This window comes from Bacillus sp. es.036 (assembly GCF_002563635.1).
Classification (GTDB): domain Bacteria; phylum Bacillota; class Bacilli; order Bacillales; family Guptibacillaceae; genus Guptibacillus.
In genome coordinates, this window is record NZ_PDIZ01000001.1 from 1,349,347 (window position 1) to 1,371,005 (window position 21,659).

The window sequence follows — 21,659 nt, forward strand, 5'->3', positions numbered from 1 at the left end:
TTGGCAACATCGACTGTAAATGAGGAACTTTTTTCAATCGTAAACGATGGCACAGTTACTTCTCCTAAAGGTTATGAAGCTGGTGGGTTTCATGCAGGTTTAAAACGAAAGCGTAAGGATCTTGGCTGGATAAAGTCCGTTGTCCCAGCCAATGCTGCAGGGGTGTTTACATTGAATACTTTTCAGGCACCGCCATTAAAGGTGACAAAAGAAAGTTTAAAAGGTGGAAAGCTTCAAGGTCTTATTGTGAATTCAGGGAACGCAAATGCTTTTACAGGTGAAAAAGGGCTTGAAGATGCCTATGAAATGCGTAAACAGTTTGCATCTGTCATGGGATTGACTGAAATGCAAACAGCAGTGACTTCAACTGGAGTGATTGGAGAGTATTTGCCGATGAAGGCCATCATTCAGGGGATTCATCAGATCCCACAATATGCGCGAAAAACAAGCGGATCTGATTTTGCTGAAGCGATCGTCACGACGGATACGATGACAAAGGAAGTGGCAGTAACATGTAAGATTGATGGTAGGGAGATAACGATTGGAGGCGCTGCAAAAGGCTCCGGTATGATTAAGCCGAATATGGCTACGATGCTAGCATTTGTAACAACTGATGCCAAAGTAGAGAATGACGCTCTTCAGTCAGCGTTAAGCTCTGTGACTGACACGACCTACAACATGATAACTGTCGACGGTGAAACGAGTACAAACGATATGGTTCTCCTTCTCGCAAACGGGCAAGCTGAAAATGAAGCGTTATCTGAAAGCCATCCTGAGTGGCAAACGTTCTTAAGCTCGCTTGAGTATGTGTGTCAGCAGTTAGCTAAATTAATCGCAAAAGATGGCGAAGGGGCTACTAAACTCGTAGAAGTTCACGTAAAGGGAGCTCAATCAGAAGACGGCGCAAAAGCAATCGCAAAATCTGTCGTTGGGTCTAGTTTAGTGAAAACAGCCATTTATGGAACCGATGCAAACTGGGGACGCATTGTTTGTGCGATTGGGTACAGTGGTGAATCTGTTCAAGAAGATTCTCTTTCCATCTCACTGGGTCCCATTAAAGTAGTGGATTATGGGATCACCACCGAATTTAGTGAGGAAGAGGCAAAAACCTATTTAGAAAACGAGAACATTCATATCTATATTGATTTGCATAACGGAAACGAAGAAGCAACAGCATGGGGGTGTGACCTTTCTTATGACTATGTCAGAATCAATGCTTCCTACAGAACATAATCAGAAATATTTTGTTATTAAATGTGGTGGAAGTATATTAAATCAACTTCCAGACTCCTTTTACCTTGACCTAGTAGCTGTGAAAAAACAAGGTTATCATCCCGTACTCGTTCATGGTGGAGGCCCTGAAATCTCTAGGATACTTGATAAGCTATCAATTCAGACAACGTTTGTCGATGGACTACGTGTCACAACGGATGAGATGGTCGATACAGTTGAGATGGTACTTAGCGGTAAGGTGAATAAACAGCTCGTGAGGAAGATTCACCGTGCAGGAGCGAATGCCATTGGCATTAGTGGCGTAGACGGAAAGCTGTTTTCATGCAAACAGTCTAGTCAGTCACTCGGCCGTGTAGGGGAAGTCATCCATGTCGATAAAGCACTAATTGAACAACTCTCCCAAGCTGGATACATACCAGTTATCTCACCAATCAGTATGGATGAAGATAGCGAGACACTTAACATAAATGGGGATGAAGCCGCATCAGCTGTCGCTCAAGCGCTGCATGCAGATATTTGTCTCGTTAGTGATACGCCGGGTGTGTATGAAGCAATTGATGGGCAGAAATTTATTTTCAGAACGCTAGATGAGCAAAAAATAACAAGTTTAATAGACGAAGGCACGATTATTGGTGGGATGATCCCAAAAGTGAAAGGAGCGATTGCCGCTCTTTCGGATAAAGTCTCCTCTGTCACTATTCTTGATGGTCGAGAAGAGAATGCCTTGCTAAAAGCAGTCGCACATGAACCTGTTGGAACGCGAATTGTTCGAAAGGAGTTTGAGAATGTCACTAACTGAAACGTCACAAACAAGCATCATGCAAACATATAATCGACTTCCGATTACTGCCGTTAAAGGTGAAGGAAGCTTCCTATATAGTGAAGACGGAACAAAGTATCTTGATTTTACTTCCGGAATTGCCACATGTAATCTCGGTCATCAACCAGAAGCGATTAAAAAAGCTGTATCAGATCAGTTGGATCTCCTCTGGCATTGTTCAAATTTATACCATATCCCAAAACAGCAGGAGCTCGCTGACCTGTTAACCCAGAAAAGCTGTTTTGACCAGGTGTTTTTCTGTAATAGTGGTACAGAAGCGAATGAAGCAGCGATTAAGCTCGTTCGAAAATGGAGCGGTAAAGAAACGATTGCGACGTTCTCGAAGTCCTTTCATGGTAGAACGCTAGGTTCTCTTTCTGCTACAGCTCAACCAAACCTTCAAGATGGATTTGGCTCTATGCTTTCTGGTTTTGAATACTTTCCTTACAATGATTTTGATCGTTTATCAGAAATCGAGGAACTAAAACCAGCAGCCGTCATGTTAGAGCTCGTCCAGGGTGAAGGAGGCGTTCGTCCAGCAGATCAGGAGTGGATCTCGGAGCTTGTGTCGATTTGTAAATCGAACAATATTCTTATCGTCGTTGATGAAGTGCAAACTGGGATGGGGCGAACCGGTACGCTATTTGCACATGAGCAATATGGATTTGAGCCAGATATTATGACGCTTGCAAAAGGGTTAGGTTCAGGGTTCCCGATTGGTGCGATGCTTGCGAAGGAAAGCGTAGCGTCAACATTTGGTCCAGGAACTCATGGCAGTACGTTTGGAGGAAATCCACTTGCTTCTACTGCTGCGACTGAAACTGTAAATGAGATCATCTCTTTAATGAACCATGCAAAAGAGATGGGAGAGTTTATGGTAAATGCAATTCAAAATTTATCAAAGAAGTACAAATCCATGATCGAAGTGAGGGGACTAGGATTACTTTTAGGAATTGAGGTGAAGGATGCCGCACCATTTGTTAATCAGCTGAGAGAAAAAGACGTTCTTGTTTTAAGTGCAGGACCTACCGTCATTCGCATACTCCCACCTCTCAATGTGAGTATGAAGGAAGCAGAGGAATTTTTAAAGAAACTAACAGAGGTTTTTAAGGCAGCAGATGAGGAGGATCAACCATGAAAAAAGGGTATCTTGTATTAGAAAACGGAGCAGTATTTGAAGGCGATCTAATAGGGGCGATTGAAGCTTCTGGTGAAGTAGTTTTCAATACAAGCATGACTGGTTATCAAGAGATTGTATCGGATCCTTCTTATGCCGGGCAAATCATCGTCTTTTGCTACCCACAAATCGGTAACTATGGAATGAACAAACTTGATAGTGAAAGTGAACACCTTCATCTTCATGGTGTCGTAACAGGAGAGCAGTGTGAGGAACATAGTCATTATTTAGCAACAGGTTCCTTCTCAAATGGTTTATTACAGAATGAAATTCCTTCTTTAACAGGTGTAGACACACGTGCCCTCGTTAAAATGCTGCGGGATTATGGAACAATGAAAGGACAGATAACGGCTGAACTTCCTAATAACAACGTTGAATGGAAATCAGAGAAATCTTTTGTTCCAAATGTATCAGTAAAAGAAAAAACACATTATCCAGGTGAAGGGCCACATATTATTCTGATGGACTATGGGTATAAGAAATCAATTCTTACGTCACTTCAATCTTTAGGTTGCGCTGTAACAATCATGCCATTTGATACAACTTTTCAGGAAGTTGTTGACTTACATCCAGACGGAGTGGTGTTAAGTAATGGTCCTGGAGATCCTGATGCATTATCTGCAACTTTTGAGACGATCCGGCTTATAAGTGAAAAATATCCAACTTTCGGGATTTGTCTTGGCCATCAGCTTCTCGCTCTTGCACACGGGGCGTCCACTCGAAAGCTACCTTTTGGACATCGGGGGTCGAATCACCCGGTGAAGCATTTGGAGACGGGGAAAGTGTTTATCACCTCCCAAAACCATGGTTATGAAGTCGTCCAGGACACCTTAGAAGATACAGGGTTTGCGCTAACTTTTGTTAATTTAAATGATGGAACTGTTGAAGGATTAAAACATCAACATTACAACATTCAATCGGTGCAATTCCATCCTGAAGCACACGCGGGACCTTCTGATACAGCTTTTTTATTCGATGCATTTATGAACCAGATTACAAGAACAGGAGACCAGCATTATGCCTTTACGTAAAGAGTTAAAAAAAGTTGTCATTTTAGGATCTGGCCCTATTGTCATTGGTCAGGCAGCGGAATTTGATTATGCAGGTACACAGGCGTGCTTGGCGCTAAAAGAAGAAGGGATTGAGGTTGTCTTAATTAATAGCAATCCAGCCACCATTATGACGGATTCATCTATTGCGGATCATGTTTATATGGAACCAATGACGCTTCCTTATGTAGAGGAAATCCTAAAAAAAGAAAACCCTGATGGCATCATTGGCACACTTGGTGGTCAAACAGGTTTAAATCTTGTCGTAGAGCTTTATGAAAAGGGAATTCTAGAAAAGTTGAATGTGGAACTTCTTGGAACATCTGTTGAATCCATTCAAAATGGGGAAGACCGTGAGAAGTTTAGACAGTTAATGATTGATATTGGCGAACCGGTACCTGAATCGAAAATTGCCCTGACAAGGGAAGAGGCGTTAACGTTCGCTCGAGAAATTGGTTATCCGATTATGGTTCGCCCCGCTTATACAATGGGTGGCGAGGGCGGTGGATTTGCAGCTGATGACAACGCATTGCTTGAAATTGTTGATCACGGCCTTTCTTTAAGTCCTATTCACCAGGTGCTCATAGAAAAAAGCATGCTTGGCTGGAAAGAAATCGAATATGAAGTGATGCGTGACGAAAATGATACGTGCATGATTGTCTGTAACATGGAAAACATGGATCCTGTTGGGATTCATACAGGGGATTCGATTGTTGTTGCACCATCTCAAACGCTGAATGATTACCAATACCAGATGCTGCGAAACGTTTCGTTGAAAGTGATTCGCGCGATTGATGTTATTGGTGGTTGTAATATTCAAATTGGATTAAACCCTGAATCAAACGATTATTACATCATTGAGGTGAATCCGCGGGTAAGTCGTTCATCTGCATTAGCTTCTAAAGCTACTGGCTATCCGATTGCACGTATGGCTGCAAAATGTGCCATTGGCTTTACATTAGATGAGCTTCCAAATCCAATTACAGGTAATACTTATGCAGCATTTGAACCTGCCCTTGACTATTTAGTTGTCAAAATACCGAGGTTCCCATTTGATAAGTTTCCTGAAGGTGATCGCGTACTTGGAACGCAGATGAAAGCAACAGGAGAAGTGATGGCAATTGATCGAAGTTTTGAAGGTGCTTTAAACAAAGCTGTAAGATCTCTTGAGAGTGGTCATCAATCGTTAACAGGGTTATATGAAGAGGTTAGTCAAGAGTACCTAAATGAACAGCTAATGACGCCAACAGATGAAAGACTTTTTTTAATTAGTGAAGCTTTTCGAAGAGGTTATTCTGTAGAGGACATTAAATCACTTACAGCCATTGATCGCTGGTTTCTTCATAAGGTGAAGCGAATTGTTGAAGCGGAAGTAAAGATAATGAATAAAACAGATCTGTCTCTAGAATTGCTGATTCACGTAAAGCAATTAAACGTTAGTGATGCCTACATTTCGAAAGCAACTGGAAAAACGATCGATTCTATCATGAGTATGTGTAAAGAAGCGGGCATCCAGAGGGGAATGAAGCAAGTCGATACGTGCGCTGGTGAATTTGAAGCGATCACACCTTATTTCTACTCTACTTATTTAGGGAGTGATGAGGTGCAGAAAACCAATGAGCCGGGTATTCTCGTCCTTGGTTCTGGACCAATTCGAATCGGGCAAGGAGTAGAATTTGACTATTGCTCTGTTCACGCCACACAGGCAGTGAAGAAGTTAGGCTATCGTGCGATTGTTATGAATAATAACCCTGAAACAGTCAGCACAGATTATAGCGTTGCCGATCGTCTTTACTTTGAACCGTTGTCACTTGAAGATGTTCTAGGGGTAATTGAGAAGGAGCATATTATTGGAGTAGCCGTACAATTTGGTGGTCAAACGGCAGTTAATTTAGCGGAAGAGTTGCACGAGCGCGGAGTTCCAATCCTCGGTACACCTGTTGAGAACATTAATAAAGTCGAGGACCGTGATCAATTTTATCAATTGTTGGATTCTCTTTCGATTCCTTATATAGAAGGGAAAATGGCTTACAAGCCAAATGAAATGAAGGAGCTTGCCGCAGAGTTAGGGTTCCCGATCATTGTAAGACCTTCCTATGTGATTGGCGGACAAAACATGTTTATCTTCCGTCATATGGATGAACTGAAACGGTATACGCAAAAATTAGAGAGCAGTTCAAAGAAAATGTGGCCATTCCTTCTCGACCGCTTTGTGGAAGGAATTGAATGTGAAGTCGATGTGATTTGCGATGGAGAATCAATCGCCATTCCTGGCATTATGGAGCACCTTGAACGAGCGGGCGTTCATTCTGGAGATAGCACAGCGATTTATCCACCTGTATCCATTACAGAAGAGCAGAAAGAAACGATTACGATGTATTCTGAAAAGCTCTCTCAAGCGCTCGAATGTCGAGGGTTAATGAATATTCAATTTGTCATCGATCAAGGCATCATTTATGTTCTTGAAATTAATCCAAGATCTTCGAGAACGGTACCCGTTATCAGTAAAGTAACGAACATTCCAATGGTTGAATGGGCGATTAAAGCTCAATTGCAAAGTAACTCTTTAGAAGCAACGGGATTATTAGAAGAGAAGCCTTATTACACGGTGAAATTTCCAATCTTCTCAAATGGAAAGTTAAAAAACGTTGACCATGTTCTTGGACCAGAGATGAAGTCTACAGGAGAAGTCCTTGCTATGGCAAAAACATCGGAAGAAGCATTAAGAAAAGCGATTGTATCAACGTGGGATCCGAATAAGCTACCTTCTTCCATACTATGTTCAATTAGTGAAGAGCATAAAGAAGCTGCATGTGATGTACTAATGAAGCTTAAAGAAAAAGGTGTAACAATATACGCAACCTCTGGAACAGCCAAATTGTTAAATGATAAAGGGATCCAATCAATCGTGATTAAAAAAGATTTAGATGAAATTGAGGCGCTAATGAAAGAAGAGCTAAGCGCAGTTGTATCGATTCCGACAATCGGCAGAGAAAAAGAACGTTCTGGATTTCAAATGCGCGCACTCGCCACACGATATAAAATTCCATGTTTTACGCATCTTGACACGCTTCAGTTATTGGTCTTAGAAGGATCCAAGACACTTGAAGTCAACAGTCTAGAGCATTGGCACCAAATGAAAGAAACTCCAATCGGGCAGGAAGGATGATTGAATGATGCAGTCGGTAAAAACGCAAAATGAAATCGCAGAAGGAATGAAGGGGAAAGATTTTCTAACGATCGCTGAACTGAGTAGTGAGGAGATTCATTATCTTTTGCAAGAAGCTGAACAGTTGAAAAAACTTCAAAAGGAAGGGATTCCTCATGAAGAATTAAAAGGAAAGGTGCTAGGGATGATCTTCGAAAAGTCATCAACAAGAACGCGTGTATCATTTGAAGTAGCGATGCTTCAGCTTGGCGGGCATGCTTTGTTTCTTAGTTCGAAAGACATTCAGCTTGGAAGAGGTGAGACGGTTGAAGACACCGCTAATGTGCTAGCAGGGTACCTTGACGGAGTAATGATTCGAACGTTTGGCCATGAGACGATTGAACGTTTTGCGAAAGCTTCTTCCGTTCCTGTTATTAACGGATTAACAGATACACATCATCCAGCACAAATTCTTGCTGATTTACTAACGATTATCGAGCATAAAGGTCATTTAAGTGGATTGAAAGCAGCTTATTTTGGAGATGGCAACAATGTGGCTCATTCACTTATTGAAGGGGCAGCGAAAGTGGGCATGAATTTCACGATCGCCTGTCCAGCAGGGTATGAACCAGATGAAGCGATCGTAGCGAAAGCGAACGAAGTAGCGAAAGAAAATGGTTCAGTCATCGAAGTAACCACTGATCCTCTTGCAGCTGCCAAGAATGCGGATGTTCTAATTACCGATGTTTGGGCGAGTATGGGGCAGGAAGACGAGCAAGCTGAACGCGAGGGCGTTTTCGAACCTTATCAAGTGAATGAGGAGCTATGCATAAACGCTGATAAAAATTACATCTTTATGCATTGCCTTCCAGCGCATAGAGGAGAAGAGGTTACAGCGGAAATTATCGATGGTTCTCATTCAGTTGTATACCAGGAAGCAGAAAATCGTCTCCACGCTCAAAAAGCCCTTTTGAAACTTTTATTAAAAAGTTAAATTTTTTTCGTGCAATTTGAATAAATATACGTTATCATAGATATTAATACAAAGATAAGGAGTGGATGACATGGCAAAAGAGAAAATCATTCTTGCTTATTCCGGAGGTCTTGATACCTCCATTTCGATAAAATGGTTAGAAGAAAAATATGGATACGAGGTTATTGCGCTAGGCCTTGATGTAGGAGAAGGGAAGGATCTAGAATCCATTAAAGAAAAAGCGTTAAATGTAGGTGCCTCAAAAGCTTATATGATTGAAGCGAAAGAACTTCTTGCTGAGAACTATCTTTTACCCGCATTAAAAGCAAATGCATTATACGAAGGGAAATACCCGCTATCCTCAGCACTGTCACGTCCCCTCATTTCAAAGCTTCTCGTTGAAGCAGCTGAACGTGAAGGAGCTACGGCAGTGGCACATGGATGCACAGGAAAAGGAAATGATCAGGTTCGCTTTGAAGTATCGATTCAAGCGTTGAATCCGGACTTGAAAGTGATCGCTCCTGTTCGTGAATGGGGAATGACGCGTGATGAACAGATTGCTTACGCACAAGAAAAAGGGATCCCGGTTCCAGTTAAACTTGATAATCCATTTTCAATTGATGCCAACATTTGGGGACGTGCATGTGAAGCTGGTGTACTTGAAGATCCGTGGGCTGAGGCTCCAGAAGCCGCATTCGATTGGACAGCACCAATTCACCTAACACCTGATGAGCCGGAATACATTGAAATTGATTTTGTAGAAGGCTGCCCAACAGCACTTAATGGCCAAAAGATGGGGCTAGTTGATCTTATTGAGAAGTTAAATGAAATCGGCGGCGTCCACGGTATTGGACGTATTGATCATATTGAAAATCGTCTTGTTGGGATTAAATCAAGAGAAGTATATGAAAATCCAGGCGCGCTCATTTTGATTAACGCTCATAAAGAACTAGAATTTTTAACACATACTCGTGAAGTATCACAGTTCAAAACGACGATTGATCAGCAGCTTTCAAAACTGATCTATGATGGTTTATGGTATTCACCACTTCGTCAGGCGCTTGAAGGGTTCATTAACGAAACCCAGAAAGTAGTAAGTGGTAAGATTCGTCTTAAACTACACAAAGGGTCAAACACAGTAGTTGGACGTAAATCAGGGAACTCTCTCTATAACGAACAACTTGCAACATATCTTAAAGGTGATCTCTTTGATCATGATGCAGCAGTTGGCTTTATCAAACTTTGGGGCTTACCAACGAAAGTAAATGCAGAAGTGCATAAGAAACAAAAAGTAACTCAATAAGGAGATGTTAGTGTGTCTAAGCTATGGGGTGGACGCTTTACAAAAGAAACAAATAAGCTTGTAGAAGAATATACAGCTTCGATCCAGTACGATAAAGAACTAGCAGAAGAAGATATTGAAGGCAGTCTGGCCCATGTTCAGATGCTTAGTGAATGCGGTGTGATTAGTTCCTCTGATATGGAAGAAATCAAGCGTGGTTTACTCATTGTTCTTGAGAATATTCAGAATGGAACGTTTAAATATGATGTTTCTCAAGAAGACATTCATATGAACATTGAAAAAGCACTTATTGATGAGATTGGACCTGTAGGTGGAAAGTTGCACACTGGAAGAAGCCGTAATGACCAGGTTGCAACAGATATGCATATGTATTTAATGAAAAAGGTTAACCTTTTTATTTCTCATATCGAAGAGGTTCAGCAGGCGATTCTAAGCCAGGCTGAATCTCATGTTGAAACAGTTTTACCAGGGTATACACATTTGCAGCGAGCTCAACCTGTCTCATTTGCGCATCACATGCTCGCGTATTTCTGGATGTTTGAACGTGATAAAGAAAGATTCCAAGACAGCTTAAAGAGAACGAGTATGTTACCGCTAGGTGCAGGCGCATTAGCTGGAACAACCTTTCCGATTGATCGCCATCGTACGGCAGAACTGTTAGGGTTTGACGCCGTTTATCCGAATAGCATGGACGCTGTTAGTGACCGTGATTTTATTGTCGAGTTTCTTTCAAATGCTTCCATGCTTATGATGCATATGTCCCGTTTGTCGGAAGAAATGGTGATCTGGAGCAGTCAGGAATTCCAATTTATCGAACTAGACGACTCTTTCTGTACGGGATCGAGTATTATGCCCCAGAAAAAGAATCCGGATGTTCCTGAACTTCTTCGTGCGAAAACAGGTCGAGTGTATGGGAATTTGTTTAGCTTGTTAACTGTATTGAAGGGACTACCGCTTGCTTATAACAAAGACATGCAGGAAGACAAGGAAGGCATGTTTGATACAGCTAAGACGCTTGATGGCGCTCTTCAACTTTTGGCGCCTATGATTGAAACAATGACTGTACAGACAGAAAACATGAAGCAAGCAGTTAATGAAGATTATTCTAATGCAACAGATATTGCGGATTATCTTGTGAACAAAGGCATGACGTTCCGTGAGTCACATGAGGTAATAGGGAAAATTGTCCTTTATGGAATCGAGAGAAAGAAATTTTTACTTGATCTTACAATGGAAGAATTTAAATCATTCACTCCGTTGTTTGAAGAAGATGTATTTGATGTATTAAAACCTGCTAATGTGATGAATGCAAGAAAAAGTTATGGAGGAACGTCGCCAGAGCAAATCGCGATTCAGATTAAATTAGCTCATAAGCATGTGAAAGAAAATGCATAAAGGGCCCTATCCGATAGGATAAGACCCTCATGAAGAAGGAAGTTATTAGCGTTTGCTAAACAAGCGATGGGGTAGAACGGTAGTTGTCTTTTGGAGACACCTCTTTCTAATGAAAGTTGTTAGAGCCTTGTTTTACCAACAGAGTAGTTCAACGCGACCATCTCCTTAAAAGCTTCCGTTTTCCTTATGCACTTTTGTTCTTCCCTCTTCACTAGTTATGATAGCCACTTTCATCTTGTTCTATACATGCCCATTCAAATTTTTTTCGGATACTTTTTTTCTGAAAGTGGGAGAATAGAAAGAGATGAAAGGAGGGATTTGATGGGCCGAGGAAAAGCATTTGACCATAAGAAAAAAGGGATGGAACGCGAACGACCAAAAACAGCAGATCGCACTAAATTCCCTTATGAAGCTTCAACAGGACATAAAACAATCCGTAACGAAGAACGTGAAGAATAAACCGAGCTTCCTGCACATGCAGGGAGCTTTTTGTTTTTACGAAGCTTGCTTTCTTGAGCTTCATTACCAAGTCCAGTAAACTTAGTGGTAGATGATTAAAAAGGGGATTTTAATATGGATTCAGTAGGCCTTGTATTAGAAGGTGGAGGAATGAGAGGGGTATACACAGCTGGTGTTTTAGAGTATATGATGGAGAATAATCTCTACTTTCCGTACGTTATTGGCGTCTCAGCTGGAGCGTGTAATGCTGCATCGTATCTTTCAAGGCAAAGTGGAAGGAACCGTACAGTTCTTATTGATTACGTAAATCATCCGGAGTACATCTCATACAAAAATTTAGTTCGCAAAAAGCAACTTTTTGGGATGGACTTAATTTTTGATGAAATTCCTTCCACACATGTACCGTTTGACTTTCATACATTTCAGAATGCTACGGAACAATTTGTAATTGGGACAACCGATATTTTTACAGGAAAACCTTATTATTTTAATAAGAAAGATGATGGTGAGCAAATTCTTTCCATTTTGAGAGCATCAAGCTCTCTGCCATTTATGGCTCCCCCCGTTCAAATTTACAATCGTTTTCACCTTGATGGAGGCATTACAGATCCAATACCTGTTCAAAAATCAGAAGCTGATGGTAATCACAGTCATGTCGTTGTTTTGACACGTAATGAAGGATATCGAAAACAAAAATCTAAGCTTTCCTGGATGATTCAACGATTATATCGGAAAAATCCAGCACTCGCTTTAGCCATTACTGCCCGCTATAAACATTACAACCAAACGCTTGATCATATTGAAGCCAATCGGGAGAATTACTTTATCATTCAACCTTCCTCACCTCTTGAAGTAGCACGGATAGAAAAGTCACAGCTTCGTCTCACGACTTTATACAATCAAGGATATGAAGAGATGAAAAGGCATCATAAAGAACTAGAAGCTTGGCTTGAAAAGAGGGAATTAGCGAAGGAAACTGTTTGAATGTGTGATCATATGTTTAATCATATGGCAAACTTGGGAACAGTTCACCAACACTATGTAGGAGGTCTTTCAAGTGAAAAGCTATCAATTATACATTAATGGTGAATTTACTAATAGTCATTCAGAAGAAATGCTCGACGTGATTAATCCAGCGACAGAAGAAGTGATTTCAAGAATTCCAAAAAGCGATGAGAATGACGTGCAGCGTGCTATAGAAGCAGCTAAAGGTTCCCAAAGAGAGTGGGAAAAGAAACCTTCAATCGAACGAGCAGAATACTTATACAAACTTGCCAATAAAATAGAAGAGAAAAAAGAGACGTTTATTAACATGTTAACTGAAGAAAATGGTAAAACAGTAGATGCTTCAAAGGCTGAAGTAGACTTAACGATTGATTACTTCCGCTATATGGCAGGCTGGGCAAGAAGATATGAAGGAGAAGTTCTACCAAGTGATCGCCCAAATGAAAATATTCTTGTTCTGAAAAAACCAATTGGAATTGTTGGTGGTATCGTTCCATGGAACTTCCCAATGTTCATCTTTGCTCGAAAGGTAGCACCAGCATTTGTAACAGGTTGTCCGATCATTATTAAACCAAGTCAATATACGCCGAATACAGCATGTGAGCTAGCAAGCATTATTCATGATATTGGCGTTCCTAAAGGAGTATTTAGTTTAGTCACTGGTAAAGGCTCAGACATTGGCACGCCACTTGCTTCTTCACCAGACGTACAGATGATTAGTTTAACAGGAAGCTACCCAGCAGGTTCAAAAGTGATGGAAGCAGCGGCTAAAAACATTACGAAAGTGAACTTGGAGCTAGGTGGTAAAGCACCAGCAATCGTGACAAAACATGCTAACGTTGATCTTGCTGTTGAAAAGATTACGACTTCACGTATTACGAACAACGGTCAGGCTTGTACGAATGCAGAGCGTGTTTATGTTCATGAAGACGTAGCTGAAGAATTCATTTCAAAGATAACAGAAACGTTCAAGAATACAAAAGTTGGGGATTCATTAAAAGAAGATGGATGTGACATTGGACCACTAGCGAATAAACAGCAAATCGACTCTGTTGAAGAAATGGTTAACAATGCCGTTAAAGCTGGTGCAGTTGTAAAAACAGGTGGAAAGCGTGTAGACCGAGATAAAGGCTTTTTCTTTGAACCAACTGTTTTGACAGATGTATCACAGGATATGAATGTCATTCAAGAAGAAATTTTTGGGCCAGTTTTACCAATTGTTGTTTATAGTGATTTTGATAAAGTGCTTGAAATGGCAAACGACACTTATTACGGTCTTTCTTCATCAATCTTTAGTGATAACATGCATGAAGTCATGAAAGCTTCAAATGTTCTTCGCTATGGTGAAACGTATGTGAACCGCGAGAACTTTGAAGCCGTACAAGGTTTCCACGCCGGAATGGGCCAATCTGGTATTGGCGGTGCCGATGGAAAACACGGTCTTAATGAATACCTTAAGACACACGTGATTTACATGGAATATGATCAAGATATTAAATAATGAAAACCGGGCATATGCCCGGTTTTCTAATGTTTGAAGAAAGTTGAATCTAGGGCGTATAATAGGAAGGCAGAACAATTTTAATATGAAGAAAAGAGGGAGAATATGTTTGATTCTCGTATTATAGAGTTTGCTGAGAAATTAGTCCAATACTCAACCAAGGTTCAGCAAGGTGAACATGTGTTAATCGAAGCCTTTGATGTAGACAATACTCTTGTACGCAGCATTGTGAAAGAGGTACATAAAGCGGGTGGTTTTCCTCATGTCAACTTGAGAGATAATCAAGTTCTTCGGGAACTATTGATGAATGCGAGTGAAGAACAAATCACGGAGTGGGCTGAGATTGATTTAAATCAAATGAAGAAAATGAATGCTTACATTGGAATACGTGGCTCTGAGAATATTAATGAGCTTTCTGACGTACCAGAAGCGAAAATGGCGTTATATAATCAAATTTACAAAACAAAAGTTCACAGTAATCAACGTGTGAAGCATACAAAATGGGTTGTGATGAGGTATCCAAATGAATCAATGGCACAGCTTTCTGGCATGAGTACTGAAGCATTTGAAGATTTCTACTTCAATGTTTGCACGATGGATTATGCAAAAATGAGTGAAGCGATGGATTCACTTGTGGATCGTATGAACAAAGCCGACGAGGTTCGAATTGTTTCTCCTGACACAAACCTGAGTTTCTCCATCAAAGATATTCCAGCTGTAAAATGTGCTGGTGAACTTAATATACCAGATGGGGAAGTTTTTACTGCACCAGTTAAGGAAAGTGTAAATGGTGTCATTACGTATAATACACCTTCTCCTTACAATGGTTTTGTATTTGAGAATGTCCAGCTTACGTTCGAAAACGGGAAAGTGATCGATGCTGAAGCAAATGATACAGAGAGGCTAAATCAAATTCTCGATACGGATGAAGGAGCTCGGTATATCGGCGAATTTGCGATTGGTGTCAATCCGTTCATTCGTGAGCCAATGAAAGATATTCTATTTGATGAAAAAATAGATGGTTCTTTCCATTTCACACCAGGACAAGCATACGATGAAGCGCCAAACGGCAATGATTCATCTGTTCACTGGGACCTTGTTTTAATTCAACGCCCTGAATATGGTGGCGGTGAAATTTGGTTTGATGACGAGTTAATTCGCAAAGACGGCAAGTTTGTCCCTGAAGCGCTTCAAGTGTTAAATCCAGAAAATCTTAAATAAAGATGAGAAACGCATCCATTGGATGCGTTTTTTCGTACAGATGACCAATCACATTTTCATCCTTTTGAATATAAATAAAGAAAACTACTTTAAGACAGGAAGTGCCTTCCAATGGAAATACATTGTGATGGATGTACGAAGGAGATGAGAGACTGGGAAACCATTCATATGGTGAAGTTCGATAAATGGTATGTTGGTCATTTCAACTGTTTATTGAACTTGAAAAAAAAATTGAATCTCAATAGACCGATTAAGTGGGATAAATTAGAAGGTAAGAAGGATAATCAAAAAGACTCGGATGGGAAAACAGCGAATTAGATCGAGGGGCAAGAAAAGACGCTAACTTTAGGTAGCGTCTTTTCTTGTGATTTTTATATGAAACATCCTCCTTATTCACCGCTTTCTTCCATAGACAATATGTAAATGGAATGCTAGTCACCTGTGGAAGATGAGGTGAATATTGTAGAGCATCTAATAAATGAGGTGATACAATGTTAGCTTGTCATCCTGCAATAGGTTACACAGCAATTGGTGACTCTATTACATTAGGAACGGGGACCTTGTTGTTTTCTCCAACTTTTGTAGATTTTTATAAAAATGATTTACAATGTTCCATAAGAAAAAAGGTGAATGTAAGTGTTTTTGCTGAAAATGGTGCGACAACGTTGCAATTGAAAAAATGGCTTGCTTGCTCGAAGATCGACCTGGGACAAACGGAAATCGTAACTTTAACAGCTGGTGGAAATGACCTTATCGATGCGGCTGAATCTTACGCGATAACGAAAAAAGATACTGTGTTGGATGATGCTTTAAAGGTTTGCTGCCAAAATATGAGCTGGATTGTGTCCTATTTGTCTAAAGCTCTCAAACAGTCAGATGGAAATGCGATGATACGAATTGTTAACTTGTATAACCCCATTCCTACTATTCCTTTTTCGGATTACTGGGTAAAGCAGTTCAACCGTCATATTGACAAATGTTCCACTGGAGAGTTGGTGAGAGTGGCTAATGTATTTCCTGTTTTTAAAGGGAGAGAAAAGCAATTGCTAGCTTCAGATTGTATCCACCCGAACACGCATGGACATAAAGAAATTTCAAATGTACTTATGAAAACAGGAATTACTTTATAAATGTTTAATTAATTGAAAGCAAGGGTAAATTTTTGTGTTAATACATTATAGAAATACTGGGGAGGAACATATGGTACATCAATCGATTCAGTTAAGCGAATTACGAGAACAATTGCTTCATTCCTTTGAGGCAATACGCGCAATGACAAATACATTAGTGGAAACGCTTGAGACGGAGGATTTTACCATCCAATCAATTCCCGATGTAAGTCCTCCCAAATGGCATATGGCCCACACGACTTGGTTTTTTGAGACGTTTATTTTAAAACAGTATAAAGAAAATTATGAGTCTTTTCATAAAGAATTTGACTATTTATTTAACTCGTATTATGAAAGTGTTGGAAGTTACTTTCCGCGTCATTCAAGGGGATTATTAAGTAGACCAAGTATAGATAAAGTAAGAAGCTATCGTTCGGATATCAATGAAGAAATAGTTAACTTAATTCAACAACTCGATGAAGGACATCTTCATCAAGTTGCAGATCTCGTTGAAATTGGACTAAATCATGAACAGCAACACCAAGAACTTTTAATGACAGATATTAAATATAACTTCTCCATTAATCCGTTGTACCCTGTATACCGTCCACTTGATGGCGAACCTACAGCAAAAGCGACACCGTTAGAATGGGTGTCATTCGAGGGTGGACTTATTGAAACGGGTATGGATGAAGATGACGGCTTTTCTTTTGACAATGAGCGACCAGTACATAAGGTATGGCTTGAACCATTTAAGTTAGCGACAAGAACTGTGACGAACGGAGAATACATGGAATTTATCAATGCTGGAGGCTATGAACAGGCTGCCTACTGGCTGTCTGATGGTTGGGCAACTGTGAAGAAAGAAAATTGGAAAGCGCCATTGCATTGGATCGAAAAAGATGGTGAGTGGTATGCGTTTACACTTCATGGACTAGTGCCGATTAATAAAGAAGAGCCTGTTACCCACGTTAGCTATTACGAAGCCGAAGCCTATGCAAGTTTTGTAGGGAAGCGCCTACCTTCAGAATCAGAATGGGAAGTTGCAGTGAGGGATCAGCCGATCGCTGGTAATTTTGTAGAGGATGGTCACTATCATCCGGTTGCATCAGTGAAAGAAGAAGAAGGTAACATAAAAAAAGCTTATGGAGATGTATGGGAATGGACGAAAAGTCCTTATATGCCATATCCAGGTAATAAACCTCTTGAGGGTGCATTAGGTGAATATAATGCCAAATTCATGAGTAGCCAAATGATTTTACGAGGAGGATCATGCGTTACTTCGCAAACACATATCCGTCCGACATATCGTAATTTCTTTGGTCCTGAGAAACGCTGGCAATTTACAGGCATTCGTCTTGCAGAGGACGCACAATGATAAAAACCTCGGATCGTATTCAGTTAGTTGATTTCTTGCAGGAGCAATCTGATCGTTTTCAAGAAGTGATTGGGGGCTTGACAGCTCCTGAGAAAAGACTCGAACCTAAATTCTTGTATGATCAATATGGATCAGAGCTATTTGAGGAAATTACGCAGCTTGAAGAATACTATCCAACTCGTACGGAATTGGCGATCATGGAAGAATGTTTGGATGAGATTTTGTCTTTTATTGGTAAAGACTCTCGGATCATCGAATTTGGTAGTGGTGCAAGTCGTAAAATAAGACTTCTACTAGCATCGGGTATGATTAATGAGTATTGTCCAATTGATATTTCAAAATCGTTTTTAAAAGAGTCGATCAAACAGCTCTCATCTGATTATACAGACATTAAAATTACTGGAATTGTAGCTGATTATACAACGCACCTTAAACTTCCTGATCATTTATTGGATGCTTCAAGAAAAAAAACCGTCTTTTTTCCGGGTTCAACAATCGGTAATTTTGATAAAGATGAAGCTTTAAAATTTCTAACTAGAATTTCAAGTGTGTTGTCAAGCCAAGATGGATTACTAATTGGCGTGGACTTAAAAAAATCACCGGCTCGTCTGCATCAAGCATACAATGACGAAAGTGGCGTTACGGCTCAGTTTAATTTAAATATTCTTCGTCATTTAAATAGAGAGTACCGGGCACAATTTAATCTAGAACAGTTTGAGCACTACGCGTATTATAATTCTAGCCTTGGAAGAATTGAGATGCATCTAGTTAGTTTGCTAGATCAACATGTGGGAATAGGCGATCACACCATCCAATTTAGGGAACATGAGTCCATCCATACAGAAAACTCGTATAAGTACGGTATTAAAGAATTCCAACAGTTAGCGGAAAATGCAGGTTTTCTACCAATGAAAACCTGGACTGATAAGGAGAGGCTTTTTAGCTTGCATTATTTTAGTGTTAAGTAATGTATGCTTACTTACAGACAGAGAATGATTATTTCGATATAATTGTTAGTGAAGATACAGTTGAAGGAGAGATAAATATGAAGAAAATCGAAACAACTGATTCCTATCAGTCATTCATTAACAATAAGGATATATCCATTCTAAAATACGAAGCAAACTGGTGTCCTGATTGCAAACGTCTTGATTTTTTTATTGATGATATCATTAATGTTAATCAAGATAAGTCCTGGGCTCAAATTGACATTGAACAGTTTCCTGAAATCACAGAGGAAAATAATGTAATGGGCATTCCTAGCTTACTCGTTTATAAAGATGGGAAGAAAGTTGGTCACTTGCATAGTGCAAATACAAAAAACCCCGATCAAGTGAAAGAATATCTAAGTCAGTTTTAATAATAAGAGAAGGTTGCATGTGCAACCTTCTCTTATTTTGTAAGGACATATTCAACTGAGCCGTCGTTAAGTGAATGAACGTAAGCAATTGAGTAGCCGATGCTAAGATAAATCGATAGGGTTTCTGTACATGAAGGATGGAGGGGCTCAGTTGGTGCGTGAAGGCTTTTGTAGAGTGCAGTTGTTTGATTGGAAAATGGTGAACAGTGGAGAAGTACGACATGTTTTCCACTCCAAGCAGTACCGATTTGATGTCGTCTCATGACACTCCTCCTTTACCGTATTTTTAGTTTTCTTCAATCACCTGCAACAATGAGAAGCTACTCGGTTTAGACGGAAAGATTCACTTTGGTGATAGGAGTATGATATGATTCTTGCAAGTTGAATGATATGAATACGACATTATTTTAAAAATATTTTGAATTTTTTCTGCGTAGCTGGTATATTAGTAACATATACCGGCAAACTTCTCTTAAAAATTTGCGGATTCTTTAAAAACATGTAACATTTCTAGGAAAATAGTCGGTGCATGTCATTTCTTAATTCTCCAGATAAGGGCAAACCATTCTAAAGAATGGGACGCAAAGACACAGGTCTAATGTTGGGTCACCAACGATGACGGCTGGTCCTCCTGGAAACCCGATAAGGAGGAGAAAAGAATGACCATGGCAGAGATTAAGCCTAAGAAAGTACTTGATCAAGAATGGGTTATTCTAATGAGGGCTGCCCGGGAGCTTGGATTACAAAAGGAAGAGGTAAGGACATTCCTAAGACAAGATAAAAAACCAACATCCACGAATGTACATAAATGATAAGCGACCAGTAAGGTCGTTTTTTTCTGGCTTAATCCTTGACTTTAGGTGAACATTTTTTGTATCATATGTCATATCAATCTCATACATAACCATACTAACTATGAAGGACAAATAGTAATCAGATAAACCTCAATGAAGCGATTCGGGGATGGTGCGAGCCCGAATAAGGTCTGATGAAACGGCGGTCTGGAGTTTACGTTCTGAAAGTGGATGCATGATATGCATCAACTAGGGTGGAACCGCGGGTGCATAAGCTCTCGTCCCTGGACATTTATTGTCCATGGAGCGAGAGCTTTTTATATTGATTGAAAAAAGGAGAGAATAACATGACAATTTCTATGGATCAGATCGTATCTGTATCAAAGCACAGAGGATTTATTTTTCCAGGGTCTGATATTTACGGAGGACTCGCAAATACGTGGGACTATGGTCCGCTTGGCGTAGAATTAAAAAACAATATTAAAGGAGCATGGTGGAAGAAATTTGTTCAAGAATCTCCATATAATAGTGGCCTAGATGCTGCCATATTGATGAACCCTAAAACTTGGGAAGCTTCAGGGCACCTAGGTAACTTTAATGATCCATTAATCGATTGTAAAAGTTGTAAAACAAGACACCGTGCTGACAAGTTAATTGAAGACGCACTATCGACAGAAGAAGATGAAATGATTGCTGACGGCCTTTCATTTGAAGAAATGGAAAGACTTATTAAAAACAACAACATTACATGTCCTGAATGTGGTAGTGAAGACTTTACAGAAATACGTCAGTTTGATTTAATGTTTAAAACACATCAAGGTGTAACGAAATCAAGCACAAGTGAAATTTACCTTCGACCGGAAACGGCACAAGGGATTTTTGTTAACTTTAAAAATGTACAACGTTCGATGCGTAAAAAAGTACCTTTTGGTATTGCGCAAATAGGAAAAAGCTTCCGAAACGAAATCACACCTGGTAACTTTACGTTCCGGACTCGCGAATTTGAACAAATGGAGCTGGAATTTTTCTGTAAACCTGGTGATGAACTAGAATGGCATGACTATTGGAAAGAGTATTGCAAAAACTGGTTGCTGAATCTTGGGGTAAAAGAGGATAGCATTCGATTACGTGAGCATGCGGAAGATGAGCTTTCTCATTATAGTAATGCAACAACTGATATTGAGTATAAATTCCCATTTGGTTGGGGTGAGCTATGGGGTGTTGCTTCAAGAACAGATTACGATCTTAAGCAGCATATGGAACACTCAAATGAAGATTTTACTTATCATGATCAGCAAACGGGTGAAAAGTATGTACCATATTGTATCGAGCCTTCACTCGGTGCAGATCGTGTGACGCTTGCCTTTTTGATTGAAGCATATGAAGAGCAAGAGCTTGAAGATGGCACTTCTAGAAGTGTGATGCACTTCCATCCGGCGATTGCGCCATTTAAAGCAGCTGTCTTCCCACTTTCTAAAAAACTTTCTGAAGAAGCGCGTGCCGTTCATGCTGAGCTATCTAAATACTTTATGGTTGATTATGACGAAGCTGGTTCAATCGGTAAACGTTACCGTCGTCATGATGAAATTGGTACACCATACGCGATTACGTTTGATTTTGATTCTGTAGAAGATCAGCAAGTCACGATTCGTGACCGTGATACGATGGAACAAAAAAGAATGCCGATTTCAGAACTGAAAAGCTTTCTTGAAGAAAAAACACAATTTTAATTAA

General features: G+C 40.0%; 20 protein-coding genes and 1 riboswitch. Of the genes, 19 read left to right on the forward strand and 1 reads right to left on the reverse strand.

All coding sequences use genetic code 11. From position 1 onward, the window contains the following. The 17 genes from argJ (at window position 1) to ATG70_RS07100 (ending at window position 19,131) form a co-directional block, all read left to right on the forward strand. On the forward strand, window positions 1-1,233 hold the full coding sequence (gene argJ / locus ATG70_RS07025; RefSeq protein WP_098443623.1) for a bifunctional glutamate N-acetyltransferase/amino-acid acetyltransferase ArgJ: 1,233 nt from the start codon (window positions 1-3) through the stop codon (window positions 1,231-1,233). Then, complete coding sequence (gene argB, locus ATG70_RS07030) at window positions 1,196-2,032, forward strand: acetylglutamate kinase (protein ID WP_257147635.1); 837 nt, start codon at window positions 1,196-1,198, stop codon at window positions 2,030-2,032. The genes argJ and argB overlap by 38 nt, the downstream gene beginning before the upstream one ends. Beyond that, window positions 2,019-3,191 carry an aspartate aminotransferase family protein gene (locus ATG70_RS07035; RefSeq protein ID WP_098443624.1) on the forward strand — a complete coding sequence of 391 codons (1,173 nt, stop codon included), beginning with the start codon at window positions 2,019-2,021 and terminating at the stop codon, window positions 3,189-3,191. Before argB ends, ATG70_RS07035 begins: the two co-directional genes overlap by 14 nt. Beyond that, window positions 3,188-4,261: a carbamoyl phosphate synthase small subunit gene (locus ATG70_RS07040; protein ID WP_098443625.1), complete on the forward strand. Its 1,074-nt coding sequence runs from the start codon at window positions 3,188-3,190 to the stop codon at window positions 4,259-4,261. Before ATG70_RS07035 ends, ATG70_RS07040 begins: the two co-directional genes overlap by 4 nt. Then, a complete protein-coding gene (gene carB, locus ATG70_RS07045) occupies window positions 4,248-7,448 on the forward strand; it encodes a carbamoyl-phosphate synthase (glutamine-hydrolyzing) large subunit (RefSeq protein WP_098443626.1) in 3,201 nt (1,066 codons plus the stop codon). The genes ATG70_RS07040 and carB overlap by 14 nt, the downstream gene beginning before the upstream one ends. 4 nt (window positions 7,449-7,452) lie before the next feature. Then, complete coding sequence (gene argF, locus ATG70_RS07050; protein WP_098443627.1) at window positions 7,453-8,421, forward strand: ornithine carbamoyltransferase; 969 nt, start codon at window positions 7,453-7,455, stop codon at window positions 8,419-8,421. Between the two features lie 70 nt (window positions 8,422-8,491). Beyond that, window positions 8,492-9,703 carry an argininosuccinate synthase gene (locus ATG70_RS07055; RefSeq protein WP_098443628.1) on the forward strand — a complete coding sequence of 404 codons (1,212 nt, stop codon included), beginning with the start codon at window positions 8,492-8,494 and terminating at the stop codon, window positions 9,701-9,703. A gap of 12 nt (window positions 9,704-9,715) precedes the next feature. Next, window positions 9,716-11,098 carry an argininosuccinate lyase gene (gene argH / locus ATG70_RS07060; protein ID WP_098443629.1) on the forward strand — a complete coding sequence of 461 codons (1,383 nt, stop codon included), beginning with the start codon at window positions 9,716-9,718 and terminating at the stop codon, window positions 11,096-11,098. A gap of 321 nt (window positions 11,099-11,419) precedes the next feature. Then, on the forward strand, window positions 11,420-11,557 hold the full coding sequence (locus tag ATG70_RS22435; RefSeq protein WP_159782543.1) for a hypothetical protein: 138 nt from the start codon (window positions 11,420-11,422) through the stop codon (window positions 11,555-11,557). A 114-nt stretch (window positions 11,558-11,671) separates the two neighbouring features. Continuing rightward, window positions 11,672-12,541: a patatin-like phospholipase family protein gene (locus ATG70_RS07065; RefSeq protein ID WP_098443630.1), complete on the forward strand. Its 870-nt coding sequence runs from the start codon at window positions 11,672-11,674 to the stop codon at window positions 12,539-12,541. A 73-nt stretch (window positions 12,542-12,614) separates the two neighbouring features. Continuing rightward, window positions 12,615-14,063 carry an aldehyde dehydrogenase gene (aldA, locus tag ATG70_RS07070; RefSeq protein ID WP_098443631.1) on the forward strand — a complete coding sequence of 483 codons (1,449 nt, stop codon included), beginning with the start codon at window positions 12,615-12,617 and terminating at the stop codon, window positions 14,061-14,063. A 105-nt stretch (window positions 14,064-14,168) separates the two neighbouring features. Then, entirely contained in the window at window positions 14,169-15,284 is a 1,116-nt protein-coding gene (locus tag ATG70_RS07075) for an aminopeptidase (RefSeq protein ID WP_098443632.1), read from the forward strand. Between the two features lie 111 nt (window positions 15,285-15,395). Further along, window positions 15,396-15,602, forward strand: coding sequence for a hypothetical protein (locus ATG70_RS07080; RefSeq protein WP_098443633.1), 207 nt, complete (start codon window positions 15,396-15,398; stop codon window positions 15,600-15,602). Window positions 15,603-15,775: 173 nt separating this feature from the next. Further along, window positions 15,776-16,414 (forward strand): SGNH/GDSL hydrolase family protein, encoded by a 639-nt coding sequence (locus ATG70_RS07085; protein WP_098443634.1) that lies wholly within the window; start codon window positions 15,776-15,778, stop codon window positions 16,412-16,414. A 70-nt stretch (window positions 16,415-16,484) separates the two neighbouring features. After that, entirely contained in the window at window positions 16,485-17,771 is a 1,287-nt protein-coding gene (gene egtB / locus ATG70_RS07090; protein WP_098443635.1) for an ergothioneine biosynthesis protein EgtB, read from the forward strand. Continuing rightward, on the forward strand, window positions 17,768-18,739 hold the full coding sequence (egtD, locus tag ATG70_RS07095) for an L-histidine N(alpha)-methyltransferase (protein ID WP_098443636.1): 972 nt from the start codon (window positions 17,768-17,770) through the stop codon (window positions 18,737-18,739). The genes egtB and egtD overlap by 4 nt, the downstream gene beginning before the upstream one ends. A 77-nt stretch (window positions 18,740-18,816) precedes the next feature. Then, window positions 18,817-19,131 (forward strand): thioredoxin family protein, encoded by a 315-nt coding sequence (locus tag ATG70_RS07100; RefSeq protein ID WP_098445749.1) that lies wholly within the window; start codon window positions 18,817-18,819, stop codon window positions 19,129-19,131. A 32-nt stretch (window positions 19,132-19,163) separates the two neighbouring features. Here the strand turns inward: ATG70_RS07100 and ATG70_RS07105 are convergent, their stop codons facing one another. Next, window positions 19,164-19,394 carry a hypothetical protein gene (locus ATG70_RS07105; protein WP_098443637.1) on the reverse strand — a complete coding sequence of 77 codons (231 nt, stop codon included), beginning with the start codon at window positions 19,392-19,394 and terminating at the stop codon, window positions 19,164-19,166. Between the two features lie 283 nt (window positions 19,395-19,677). Next, window positions 19,678-19,766, forward strand: a riboswitch (cyclic di-GMP riboswitch). 24 nt (window positions 19,767-19,790) lie between these two features. On the opposite strand from ATG70_RS07105, the gene ATG70_RS07110 reads away from it, so the two are divergent. Beyond that, on the forward strand, window positions 19,791-19,943 hold the full coding sequence (locus tag ATG70_RS07110) for an anti-repressor SinI family protein (protein ID WP_098443638.1): 153 nt from the start codon (window positions 19,791-19,793) through the stop codon (window positions 19,941-19,943). A gap of 329 nt (window positions 19,944-20,272) precedes the next feature. Further along, window positions 20,273-21,655 carry a glycine--tRNA ligase gene (locus ATG70_RS07115; protein ID WP_098443639.1) on the forward strand — a complete coding sequence of 461 codons (1,383 nt, stop codon included), beginning with the start codon at window positions 20,273-20,275 and terminating at the stop codon, window positions 21,653-21,655. Window positions 21,656-21,659 lie beyond the last annotated feature (4 nt).